General features: G+C 71.9%; 10 protein-coding genes. 8 read left to right on the top strand and 2 right to left on the bottom strand.

Annotation, left to right across the window (positions count from 1 at the left end; translation table 11 throughout):
- The first annotated feature begins 125 nt into the window (after positions 1 to 125).
- From AB0Q90_RS27555 to AB0Q90_RS27590, 8 genes are all read left to right on the top strand, one after another.
- Positions 126 to 1,283: an extracellular solute-binding protein gene (locus AB0Q90_RS27555; RefSeq protein ID WP_363164611.1), complete on the top strand. Its 1,158-nt coding sequence runs from the start codon at positions 126 to 128 to the stop codon at positions 1,281 to 1,283.
- Positions 1,280 to 2,164, top strand: a complete 885-nt coding sequence (locus tag AB0Q90_RS27560) for an ABC transporter permease subunit (protein ID WP_363164610.1) — start codon at positions 1,280 to 1,282, stop codon at positions 2,162 to 2,164. The genes AB0Q90_RS27555 and AB0Q90_RS27560 overlap by 4 nt, the downstream gene beginning before the upstream one ends.
- Positions 2,152 to 2,964: an ABC transporter permease subunit gene (locus AB0Q90_RS27565; RefSeq protein ID WP_363164609.1), complete on the top strand. Its 813-nt coding sequence runs from the start codon at positions 2,152 to 2,154 to the stop codon at positions 2,962 to 2,964. The genes AB0Q90_RS27560 and AB0Q90_RS27565 overlap by 13 nt, the downstream gene beginning before the upstream one ends.
- Positions 2,961 to 4,013 (top strand): ABC transporter ATP-binding protein, encoded by a 1,053-nt coding sequence (locus AB0Q90_RS27570; protein ID WP_363164608.1) that lies wholly within the window; start codon positions 2,961 to 2,963, stop codon positions 4,011 to 4,013. The genes AB0Q90_RS27565 and AB0Q90_RS27570 overlap by 4 nt, the downstream gene beginning before the upstream one ends.
- The gene (locus AB0Q90_RS27575) at positions 4,010 to 5,428 is read left to right on the top strand and encodes an HAD-IA family hydrolase (protein ID WP_363164607.1); all 1,419 of its coding nucleotides are present in this window, start codon (positions 4,010 to 4,012) and stop codon (positions 5,426 to 5,428) included. Before AB0Q90_RS27570 ends, AB0Q90_RS27575 begins: the two co-directional genes overlap by 4 nt.
- A gap of 105 nt (positions 5,429 to 5,533) precedes the next feature.
- Positions 5,534 to 6,715, top strand: coding sequence for an MFS transporter (locus AB0Q90_RS27580; protein ID WP_363164606.1), 1,182 nt, complete (start codon positions 5,534 to 5,536; stop codon positions 6,713 to 6,715).
- Positions 6,716 to 6,966: 251 nt separating this feature from the next.
- Entirely contained in the window at positions 6,967 to 7,755 is a 789-nt protein-coding gene (locus AB0Q90_RS27585; protein ID WP_363164605.1) for a carbon-nitrogen hydrolase family protein, read from the top strand.
- Between the two features lie 39 nt (positions 7,756 to 7,794).
- Positions 7,795 to 9,495: an NAD(P)/FAD-dependent oxidoreductase gene (locus tag AB0Q90_RS27590; RefSeq protein ID WP_363164604.1), complete on the top strand. Its 1,701-nt coding sequence runs from the start codon at positions 7,795 to 7,797 to the stop codon at positions 9,493 to 9,495.
- Here the strand turns inward: AB0Q90_RS27590 and AB0Q90_RS27595 are convergent.
- Both AB0Q90_RS27595 and AB0Q90_RS27600 read right to left on the bottom strand, forming a co-directional pair.
- On the bottom strand, positions 9,492 to 10,421 hold the full coding sequence (locus AB0Q90_RS27595; protein WP_363164603.1) for a TIGR03619 family F420-dependent LLM class oxidoreductase: 930 nt from the start codon (positions 10,419 to 10,421) through the stop codon (positions 9,492 to 9,494). The two genes, AB0Q90_RS27590 and AB0Q90_RS27595, sit on opposite strands and share 4 nt — an antisense overlap.
- A gap of 80 nt (positions 10,422 to 10,501) precedes the next feature.
- Complete coding sequence (locus tag AB0Q90_RS27600) at positions 10,502 to 11,188, bottom strand: DUF5995 family protein (protein WP_363164601.1); 687 nt, start codon at positions 11,186 to 11,188, stop codon at positions 10,502 to 10,504.
- Positions 11,189 to 11,212 lie beyond the last annotated feature (24 nt).

Raw genomic sequence — 11,212 nt, forward strand, 5'->3', positions numbered from 1 at the left:
AGAATCAGGGCTCAGGGTTTCTCCACTGTTTACGAGCGGGACACCCGCGACGGGCGTACTGAGGCCAACTTGTTCAGACAAGTTCGCAGCATCTCCTGAACCCTCGTGCGTCCCCTGGAGCAGTCGTGACCCTGTCCCTGCCGAGAACCGCCGCCCGTGGCGGAGCCCTCGCCGTCGTCGCCGCACTCGCCCTGAGCGCCTGCGGTGCCGCCCCCGACGACGCGTCGACCACCGCCGACGGCAAGAGCGCCGCCACCGCCACCTCCGCCGCCGACCTCGGCGGCATGGACGCGCTGGTGCAGGCGGCCAAGAAGGAGGGCACGCTGCACGCCATCGCGCTGCCCCGCGACTGGGCCAACTACGGCGCCCTCATCGACGGATTCGAGAAGAAGTACGGCATCGAGGTCCAGGTCGAGAACCCGGACGGCTCCAGCCAGGACGAGATCAACGCCGTGACGTCCAGGAAGGGCCAGGACCGCGCCCCCGACGTCCTCGACCTCGGCAGCTCCTTCGCGCTCAGCGCCGCCCAGCAGGGGCTGCTCGCGCCGTACAAGGTGCAGGCGTTCGACGACATCCCGGCGGAGCAGAAGGACGCACAGGGCCGCTGGTACAACGACTACGGCGGCTACATCTCCATCGGCTGCGACGCCAAGCGCGTCAAGGTGTGCCCCAAGACCTTTGCCGACCTGCTCAAGCCGGTCTACAAGGGCCAGGTCGCGCTCAACGGCAACCCCACCAAGTCCGGTTCGGCCTTCGGCGGCGTCTGGGCCGCCGCGCTGGCCGAGGGCGGCTCCTTCGACGACATCCAGCCCGGCCTCGACTTCTTCGCCAAGCTGAAGGACAACGGCAACTACACGCCCGTCGAGTCCACCCCGGCCACCGTCGAGAAGGGCGAGACGCCGATCAGCATCGACTGGGACTACCTCAACGCCGGCTACGCCGAGGAGTTCAAGTCCAAGGGCGTCGACTGGCAGGTGTCGGTACCGGAGGACGGCAGGTTCTCCCAGTACTACTCCCAGGCCGTCAACAAGGACGCCCCGCACCCGGCCGCCGCCCGTCTGTGGGAGGAGTACCTCTACAGCGCCGAGGGCCAGAACCTGTGGCTCAAGGGCTTCGCCCGTCCCGCCCTGATGCCCGCAATGCAGCAGGCCGGCACCCTCGACAAGGCCGCCGCGGCCAAGCTGCCCGAGGTCGCCGGGACGCCCTCCTTCCCGACCGGGGCCCAGCAGAACAAGGCCAAGACCGTCCTCGGACAGGGCTGGGCGGGGGCCGTCGCCGGATGACGGCCACCCTCACCCGGGTCGACACGGCGCCCGCCGCTGCGGTGAAGCGGCGGCGCCGGTCCCTCGGCGGGCTCGCCGTCGTCCCGCTGCTCGCCTTCACCGCGCTGGCCTTCGGGCTCCCGGCCTTCGCCGTCCTGGACGGCGCCTTCACGGCCAAGGACACCGGTGCGTACAGCACGGCCAACCTCACCGCCTCGCTCCAGGGCGCGTATCTGACGGCCCTGCTCGGCAGCGTGAAGCTGTCCGCCGTCTCCGCGGCCCTCGCGGCCCTGCTCGGACTGCCGCTCGCGCAGGCCGTGGTGACCTCCCGCTCCCGCGCGCTGCGCGAGGCCGTGCTCACCGCGTCCGGGGTGCTCGCCAACTTCGGCGGCGTCCCGCTCGCCTTCGCCTTCGTCGCCACCCTCGGCAACGCCGGTGTGCTGACCCGGCACCTGGGCCTGACCGACAAGGGCTGGGACCTGTACAGCTTCTGGGGACTGGTGATCGTCTACCTGTACTTCCTGGTCCCGCTGATGGTGCTCACCATCGCCCCGGCCCTGGAGGGACTGCGCGTCCAGTGGCGCGAGGCGGCGCAGAGCAACGGCGCCACCCCGGCGCAGTACTGGCTCCACGTCGCCCTGCCCGTCCTCGCCCCGAGCCTCCTCGGCGGTCTTGTGCTGCTCTTCGGCAGCGCCTTCGCCGCCTACGCCACCGCCGCCGCGATGGTCGGCAGCTCCGTCCCGCTGGTCACCCTCCAGATCGCGGACGCCCTGTCCGGCAATGTGCTGGTCGGCCAGGAGAACGTGGCGCTCGCCCTCAGCCTCGACATGGTCCTCGTCGCGGGCCTGGTCATGGCCGTGTACCTGCCCCTGCAACGACGGAGTGCGCGATGGCTCGCCTGAACCTGTGGCGCGGGGGCGTGCTGGGCCTCGCCGCGCTGTACTTCCTGGTACCGCTGGCCGCGTCCGTGGTCTTCACGGTCGACGTGCCCGGCCAGGGCCTCACCTTCGAGGCGTACACCCGGATCCTCGCCACCGACGGCTTCGTCTCCAGCCTGCTGCTCTCGCTGGAGCTGGCCGCCGCCACCATCGCCGTGGTCTTGCTGCTGACGGTGCCGGCCACCGTGGCGCTGCGGCTCGGCGCACAACGGCTGCGGCCGGTGGTGGAGGTGGTGTGCTCGCTGCCGCTGGTCGTCCCGCCGATCGCGTTCGTCGCCGGTATCGGCACCGTCCTGAAGTGGGGGCCCGAGCATCTGTCGCGCACGCCGCTGTTCCAGACGTTCGTGGCCGTCCAGAACCCGGACTTCCCCGTCGTACTGGTCCTGGCGTACGTCGTGATGGCGCTGCCGTTCGTGTACCGCGCGCTGGACGCCGGGCTGCGCGGCATCGACGTACGCACCCTTGTCGAGGCCGCGCGCAGTTGCGGAGCGAGCCGGCCGCAGGCGCTGGTGCGGGCCGTCCTGCCCAATCTGCGCGGCGCGCTGCTCAACGCCTCCTTCCTCACCCTCGCGCTGGTGCTCGGCGAGTTCACCGTGGCGCAGCTGCTCGGCTTCCAGCCCTTCGCCGTGTGGATCGTCAACGTCAGCGGCTCGCAGGCCCAGTTGTCCGTCGCCGTGTCCGTGCTCAGCCTGCTGGTGACCTGGGTGCTGCTCCTCGTGCTCGCCGGCTTCGGCGGACGTATTCCTAAGGACTCCCGATCATGAAGACGCTCGAAAAGGCGGCCACCGTCGAATTCCGCGGCCTGCGCCGGTCGTTCGGGGCCACCCTCGCCCTCGACGGCCTCGATCTGGCGGTCCGGCCCGGCGAACTCCTCGCCCTGCTCGGCCCGTCCGGCTGCGGCAAGACCACCGCCCTGCGCATGCTCGCCGGGTTCGAACACCCCGACGCCGGTGCGGTGCTGGTGGACGGCGACGACGTCACCGACGTCCCCGCGCACCGCCGCGACGCCGGGATGGTGTTCCAGTCGTACAGCCTCTTCCCGCACCTCGACGTGCTCGACAACGTGGCCTTCGGGCTGCGGATGCGCAAGGTGCGCACGGCCGAACGGCGGGCGCGGGCCGCCGAGTTGCTGGATCTGGTCGGCCTCGCCGACAAGGGCGGGCGGTTCCCGCACCAGCTCTCCGGCGGACAGCAGCAGCGGGTGGCGCTCGCCCGCGCGCTCGCGCTGCGCCCGCGGGTCCTGCTGCTCGACGAGCCGCTCTCCGCGCTCGACGCCAAGGTGCGGCTGAGCCTGCGCGAGGAGATCCGGCGGCTCCAGCAGGAGCTCGGCATCACCACCCTGTTCGTCACGCACGACCAGGAGGAGGCGCTGTCCATGGCCGACCGGGTCGCCGTGATGCGCGCCGGACGGCTCGAACAGTGCGCCGCCCCCGCCGAGTTGTACGGCCGGCCCGCCACCGCGTTCGTCGCCGAGTTCGTCGGCACGATGAGCCGCATCCCCGGATCCCTGAAGGGGTCCGAGGTAGAGGTGCTCGGACAGCGCCTGCCGGTCGACGGGGAGGCGCCCGGGACCGGCGAGGTGGACGTCCTGGTGCGCCCCGAGGCCGTTCGAGTGCGGCCCGACGAGACGGGCGGCGCCCAGGTCGTGGCCACCGCCTTCCTGGGGGCGGTCGTCCGGGTCACCGTTCGACTCGACGGCGGCACCGAGGTCAAGGCCGACCTGCCCGCCCACGAGGCGCCCGCCGTCGGCGCAGCCGTGCGCGTGTCGCTGCCGGAGCGGCCGGTGCTGGTGGCGGAACGTACCCAAGGATGAGAGAGACCCACATGCTTCAAGCCGTGCTCTTCGACATGGACGGCACCCTCGTCGACACCGAGCGGCTGTGGTGGGAGGCGGTGGCCCAGGTCGCCGGACGGCCGCTCACCGAGGCGGACGAGCCGGACGTACTGGGCCGACCGGTCGAGCACACCGCGGACTGGCTGGCCACGCAGACGGGCCGGCCCGCCGCGGACCTCGCGGAAGCCCTCCACCGGGGGTTCGCCGACCGCGTCCGCACCGGGATCGTGCCCCGCCCCGGCGCGCTCGACCTGCTCGACGCCCTGGCCCGCGACGGTGTGCCCACCGCGCTGGTCACCGCCTCGCCGCGGGCCGTCGCCGACACCGTGCTGGAGGCGCTCGGCAGCGCACGCTTCGCCGTCTCCGTCACCGCCGACGACACCGAGCACACCAAGCCCGCCCCCGACCCCTACCTCGCCGCCTGCCACGCCCTCGGCGTCGACCCCGCCGCCTGCGTCGCCGTCGAGGACACGCAGACCGGCGTCAGCTCCGCCGAGGCGGCCGGCTGCACCGTCCTCGCCGTGCCCTCGCTGGCCCCCATCGACGCGGCGCCCGGACGGACCGTCCTGGACACCCTGACCGGCGTCACCCCGCAGCGACTGCGCGCCCTGCTGCCGTACGAACTGCGCGTCATGACCTGGAACCTCTGGTACGGCGGCACCAAGGTGCGCGACCACCGGGCCAAGCAGCTCAAGATCATCGCCGAGACCGGTGCGGACGTGGTCGGCCTCCAGGAGACGTACGGCACTGCCGCCGAGGAGCTCGCCGAGGCGCTCGGCTGGCACCACCACCGGGCCGGGGAGAACCTCGGCATCGTCAGCCGCTTCCCGATCACGGCCCGCCTGGGCGACCCGGACGTCGGGTTCTACGGGGCGGCCGGCGCCCGGATCGCCGTAGGGGACCGGGAGATCGACATCTGGACGGCCCATCTCGACTACCGGTCGTACGGGCCGTACGTGACCGACGGGGACCCGACCGTTCACGAAGGCGTGCGGCTCGCGCAGATGCGGGACACGCTGCGCAGGATCGGCGACTCGGTGCCGGTCGTGCTGGTGGGCGACTTCAACTGCCCTTCCCACCTGGACTGGCCGGACGTCGAGTGGCCGGTGACGAGGGCGGCGGAGGAGGCGGGCTTCAAGGACTCCTACCGGGAGGCCAATCCCGACCCGGTCCAGGACCCCGGGCACACCTGGTCGCCGGTTCATGCCGAGGCCGAGGAGCCCCAGGACCGCATCGACTTCGTGCTGCACCGGGGACTGCGGGTGCTCGGCTCCCGTACGCATGTCAGCGGCCGTCCGCGGCTCCTGCCGGACGTCGAGGACAACGACTGGCCCTCCGACCACGCGGCGGTGATCACCACATTTTCCGTGCACGAAGGGGCCGGGCCCGCCTAACATCGGTGCCATGACCTGGCGACATTGATCCACCAGTCGTGCCTCCCGAGGGCCGCCTCGGACGCCGTACCCACCGCGTCCGATCCGCCCCTTCGGGAAGGCCTCATGACACTCTCACCCGCACGCGTGCCCGACACCGGCGTCCGCCGCCTGACGACCACGCTGTACGGCTACGCGTTCCTCGACGAATTCGTCCTGCTCTACCCGGTGTACGCGCTGCTGTTCGTCGACACCGGGCTGTCGCTGTGGCAGATCTCCTCCCTCTTCGCCCTGTGGTCGGTCACCGGCGTGCTGCTGGAGGTGCCCTCCGGCGCCTGGGCCGACGCCGTCTCGCGCCGGCTGCTGCTGTGGCTCGGCCCGCTGCTCACCGCCGTCGGCTTCGCCCTGTGGGTCCTCGTCCCCTCGTACTGGGCCTTCGCGGTCGGCTTCGTGCTGTGGGGCGTGCGCGGAGCGCTGGGCTCCGGTGCCCTGGAGGCGCTGGTCTACGAGGAACTGGACCGGCTCGGCGCGGCCGACCGGTACGCGCGCGTGATGGGCAGGGCCCAGGCGGCAGGCCTGGTCGCCGTCATGGCGGCGATGGCGGGGGCCGGGCCGGTGTTCGCGTACGGCGGCTATGCGGCGGTGGGCGCGGCGAGCGTGCTCGCCTGCCTGCTCACGGCGGCGGTGGCCACCCGCTTCCCGGAGCACCGGGAGGCGGCGGGCGCCGAGAGCGGCAGCTGGTCGGCGACCCTGCGCGCCGGACTCTCCGAGGCTCGCGGGGACCGGTCCCTGCGCGGCGCGATCCTGCTCGTGCCGGCCGTCGGCGCGGTGTGGGGCGCGCTCGACGAGTACACCCCGCTGCTGGTCCGGGACACCGGCGTTCCCGACCGGCTGGTGCCCTACCTGCTGTTGCTGATCTGGACGGGAGCCACGGCGGGCAGCCTGCTCGCCGGGCGGGCCGAACGCCTCGGTACCCGCGGTTTCGCCTGGCTGCTCGCGGGCGCCGCGCTCGCCCTGGCCCTGGGCGCCGGCTCCCGCACCCCGCTCGGCCTGGCCCTCGTCGCCCTCGCCTTCGGCGGCTTCCAGCTGGCGACCGTCGTCGCCGACGCCCGGCTCCAGCACCGCATCGAGGGCACCGGCCGCGCCACGCTCACCTCGGTCGCGGGACTGGCCACGGAGCTGGGCACGATCACCGTGTACGCCGGCTACGCGGTCCTCGGCGGCACGGCCGCGCACAGCACGGTCTTCGCGGTGTTCGCGATTCCGTACCTGGTGACGGCGGTGCTTCTGGGCAGGGGCTCCGATTGAGCGCTCCGCCGGCTGCGGCGCCGTCGTGGCTGGTCGCGCCCGCGCGGCGGAGCCGCATATCGATACAGCCCCGCGCCCCTTCGGGGCGTGAGCTCCTCCTCGGGGCGCGCAACGAATCGCCGCCGCCCCTGCCGTCGACGCAACAAACCGCTCACCAGCGCGCAACGGCTCCTCCTTGTCCGGTCGAGCCCGCCGCCCGTACCGTCTATCTGGCCCCCACAACCACCCTTTTCGCCCCGGTGAGGACACGCATGCGCACCGCCCTGCTCCAGAGCTCCGGCCGCCCCGGCTCGGTCGTCGAGAACCTCAAGGTGCTCGACGAGGCCGCGGGCCGGGCCGCCGCCGCGGGTGCCGGGCTGCTGGCCGCGCCGGAGATGTTCCTGACCGGGTACGCGATCGGCGACGACATCGCCCGGCTCGCCGAGCCCGCCGACGGCGACTCCGCGGACGCGATCGCCGAGATCTCCGCACGGCACGGTCTCGCCATCGCGTACGGCTACCCCGAGCGCGACGGCGACGTCGTCTTCAACTCGGCCCAGCTGATCTCCGCCGACGGCAGCCGCCTGGCCAACTACCGCAAGACCCACCTCTTCGGCTGCTTCGAGCGGGACCACTTCACGCCGGGCGAGCAGCCGGTCGTCCAGGCCGAACTGGGCGGCCTCCGCGTCGGGCTCATGATCTGCTACGACGTCGAGTTCCCGGAGAACGTCCGCGCCCACGGCCTGGCCGGCACCGACCTCCTGGTCGTCCCGACGGCGCAGATGCACCCGTTCCAGTTCGTCGCCGAGTCGATGATCCCGGTGCGGGCCTTCGAGAACCAGATGTACGTCGCGTACGTCAACCGGGTCGGTCAGGAAGGGGAGTTCGAGTTCGTCGGGCTCTCGACCCTGGCCGGTCCCGACGGGGTCGCCCGTACCCGCGCCGGACGCGGTGAGGACCTGGTGTTCGCCGACGCCGACCCCGCCTTCGTGGCCGCCTCCCGCGAGGCCAACCCGTATCTGACGGACCGCCGCCCCGGCCTCTACGGGTCCCTGGTCTGACATCCCCCTGATCACTGTGTTGCAAGGAGTCCGTACCCCATGACGTCCACGGTGCCCAACGCCGTCCAGCACGCCGACGAGCAGCAGCCCCCGATCACCATGTTCGGGCCGGACTTCCCGTACGCGTACGACGACTTCCTCGCGCACCCGGCGGGGCTCGGCCAGATACCCGCGACCGAGCACGGCACCGAGGTCGCGGTCATCGGCGGCGGCCTGTCCGGCATCGTGGCCGCGTACGAGCTGATGAAGATGGGCCTCAAGCCCGTCGTCTACGAGGCCGACCGGATCGGCGGCCGGCTGCGGACCGTCGACTTCGACGGCCCGGGCACCGACGGCCTGACCGCCGAGATGGGCGCGATGCGCTTCCCGCCGTCCTCCACGGCGCTCCAGCACTACATCGACCTGGTGGGTCTTCAGACCCGGCCCTTCCCCAACCCCCTTGCCGAGGCGACGCCTTCGACCGTCGTCGACCTCAAGGGCGAGTCGCACTACGCCGAGACCATCGCCGACCTGCCGCAGGTCTACCGTGACGTCGCCGAGGCCTGGAACAAGTGTCTCGACGAGGGCGCCGACTTCTCCGACATGAACCAGGCCATGCGCGAGCGTGACGTCCCGCGCATCCGCGAGATCTGGGCGAAGCTCGTCGAGAAGCTCGACAACCAGACCTTCTACGGCTTCCTCTGCGACTCCGAGGCCTTCAAGTCCTTCCGGCACCGCGAGATCTTCGGCCAGGTCGGCTTCGGCACCGGCGGCTGGGACACCGACTTCCCCAACTCCATCCTGGAGATCCTGCGCGTCGTCTACACCGAGGCCGACGACCACCACCGCGGCATCGTCGGCGGCTCACAGCAGCTGCCGCTGCGTCTGTGGGAGCGCGAGCCGGAGAAGATCGTCCACTGGGCGTACGGCACCTCGCTCGCGAGCCTGCACGAGAACGGCGCGCCCCGCCCGGCCGTGACCCGGCTGCACCGCACCGCCGGTAACGGGATCACCGTGACGGACGCGAACGGCGACATCCGCACCTACCAGGCGGCGATCTTCACCGCCCAGTCCTGGATGCTGCTGTCGAAGATCGCCTGCGACGACTCGCTCTTCCCGATCGACCACTGGACGGCGATCGAGCGCACCCACTACATGGAGTCCTCGAAGCTGTTCGTGCCCGTGGACCGGCCGTTCTGGCTGGACAAGGACGAGGAGACGGGCCGGGACGTCATGTCGATGACGCTCACCGACCGCATGACCCGCGGCACCTACCTGCTGGACGACGGCCCGGACAAGCCCGCCGTCATCTGCCTCTCCTACACCTGGTGCGACGACAGCCTGAAGTGGCTGCCGCTGTCCGCGAACGAGCGGATGGAGGTCATGCTGAAGTCGCTCGGCGAGATCTACCCCAAGGTCGACATCAGGAAGCACATCATCGGCAACCCGGTGACCGTCTCCTGGGAGAACGAGCCCTACTTCATGGGCGCGTTCAAGGCCAACCTGCCGGGCCACTACCGCTACCAGCGCCGCCTGTTCACGCACTTCATGCAGGACCGGCTGCCGGAGGACAAGCGGGGCATCTTCCTCGCCGGCGACGACATCTCCTGGACGGCCGGCTGGGCCGAGGGCGCGATCCAGACCGCGCTGAACGCGGTCTGGGGCGTCATGCACCACTTCGGCGGGGCGACCGACGCGACCAACCCGGGTCCGGGCGACAAGTACGACGAGATCGCGCCGGTCGAGCTGCCCGAGGACTAGAGCCCGGCGGCCCGTACCGCCCGGAACACCTCCGCCGCGACGTCCTTGAGCTCCTCGGCGTCGCGCGGGGTGGTCTGAAGGTCGAGGAGGACCTCCTCCATGCCGACCTCGGCGTGCGCCGCGAGGTCCGCCACGATCTGGTCGACGCTGCCCTGGAAGGGGTGGCGGTCGTCGCCGTCGTAGGCCTTGGCCGAGTACATGGCGTTCACCCGCGGCACCCGGTCGATCGACCGGGTGCGGCCGCGCTCGGCGGCGATGTCCTGGAGCTGGTGCCAGGCGGTGGCATAGGCCCGCGCGCCCATGGCGACCGGGATCCACCCGTCGCCGTGGTCCACGACCCGGGCCAGCGCCTTCGCGGCCCCCGCGGCCACCAGGACCGGGATCGGTCGCACCGGCTTGGGGCCCACGAAGGCCGCATCGATCCTGGCGTTCGGGCCGTCGTAGGACACCGGGTCCGGGCCCCACACCGCCCGGCAGACCTTGATCGCCTCTTCCAGCGCCCGGCCGCGCTCCTCGTACGGCCGTACGCCCGCGGCGGCGAACTCCTCGGTCGACCAGCCCGGGCCCAGACCGGCCACCACCCGGCCGCCGCTCGCCGCGTCCAGTGAGGCCAGGGCCTTGGCGAGCTGGAACGGCCCGTGCAGCGGCGCGACCACGATGCCCGTGCCCAGCCGGACCCGGTCGGTGACCGCGGCGGCCAGGGTCAGCGTGACCAGCGGATGGGCCATGCCGCGGTACCAGTCGGGCCAGGGCAGGCCGGGGACGCCGTACAGGCCCTGGGCGGGGTTCTCGGGGACAAGGGCCCGTTCGTACACCCACAGGCTGTCGTAGCCGATCTCTTCGGCGGTACGGGCCACGTCCGTCACGTCGCGCGCGAGGTCGTACTGCCGGAGCTGGGGAAGACCGAGTCCGAGACGGATGGCCATGACTGCGTGCTCCTTCGCGATCGGTGTGCCCCCACCGGCCAACGTACTGCGAGCACGCGGATGTGCCAGTCGGACCCGGCTCAGTCCGGCAGCGGCGTGAGCAGCATGCGTCCCGCCAGTCCCACCACCGCGTCCAGGCGCTCGGTGAACTCCTCGGCCACATCGGGGAGTCGGCGCAGCGCCCACAGCGCCCGCGCGGCGGACCAGGTGGCGTCCCGGGCGCGCTCCAGGCTCCACGAGCCGAGCAGATGGGTGAGCGGGTCGGCGATCTGGAGGAGGTCGGGGCCCGGCATCAGATCTTCGCGGATGCGCTCCTCCAGCGAGACGAGGAGATCACCCACGCGGTCGAACTCGTCCTCCAGGTCGGCGGGTTCGCAGTCGAGCGTACGACAGGCGTCCACGACGGCGAGCGCCAGATCGTGGCCGATGTGCGCATTGATGCCCGCGAGGGCGAACTGCAGGGGGCGTACACCGGGATGGCGGCGGAGCTGGAACAGGGGCCGCCAGCAGGCGGGCGGGCGCCGGTCGTCCGTGACCGTGTCGACCGCGGCCAGATAGCGCTCCGCGAACCGTACGTCCAGCGTGATCGCGGCCCGCGGGTCGGGGAAGCGGCCGGCGTCGATGCGCCGGTCGACGGCCTCCGTCACCGCCAGGTAGACGCGGTTGAAGACGGCGACGCCGTCCCGTTCGGGCAGGGTCGCGTCGAGGGCGCGCATACGGGAGACGACCGCGTCGACGGGGGTGGTGAGTTGTTCGCATTGCGCCATGGGGGCAGAGTCCCAGCTTTAGGC

Origin of the sequence: Streptomyces sp. NPDC079141 (assembly GCF_040686775.1) — a bacterium.
Lineage (GTDB): Bacteria > Actinomycetota > Actinomycetes > Streptomycetales > Streptomycetaceae > Streptomyces.

What these genes read in the sequence shown, in the direction of transcription:
- AB0Q90_RS27560 (WP_363164610.1), top strand. Translation starts at nt 1,280, where the DNA reads ATGACGGCCACCCTCACCCGGGTCGACACGGCGCCCGCCGCTGCGGTG.
- AB0Q90_RS27565 (WP_363164609.1), top strand. Translation starts at nt 2,152, where the DNA reads ATGGCTCGCCTGAACCTGTGGCGCGGGGGCGTGCTGGGCCTCGCCGCG.
- AB0Q90_RS27570 (WP_363164608.1), top strand. Translation starts at nt 2,961, where the DNA reads ATGAAGACGCTCGAAAAGGCGGCCACCGTCGAATTCCGCGGCCTGCGC.
- AB0Q90_RS27575 (WP_363164607.1), top strand. Translation starts at nt 4,010, where the DNA reads ATGAGAGAGACCCACATGCTTCAAGCCGTGCTCTTCGACATGGACGGC.
- AB0Q90_RS27580 (WP_363164606.1), top strand. Translation starts at nt 5,534, where the DNA reads ATGACACTCTCACCCGCACGCGTGCCCGACACCGGCGTCCGCCGCCTG.
- AB0Q90_RS27585 (WP_363164605.1), top strand. Translation starts at nt 6,967, where the DNA reads ATGCGCACCGCCCTGCTCCAGAGCTCCGGCCGCCCCGGCTCGGTCGTC.
- AB0Q90_RS27590 (WP_363164604.1), top strand. Translation starts at nt 7,795, where the DNA reads ATGACGTCCACGGTGCCCAACGCCGTCCAGCACGCCGACGAGCAGCAG.
- AB0Q90_RS27595 (WP_363164603.1), bottom strand. Translation starts at nt 10,421, where the DNA reads ATGGCCATCCGTCTCGGACTCGGTCTTCCCCAGCTCCGGCAGTACGAC.
- AB0Q90_RS27600 (WP_363164601.1), bottom strand. Translation starts at nt 11,188, where the DNA reads ATGGCGCAATGCGAACAACTCACCACCCCCGTCGACGCGGTCGTCTCC.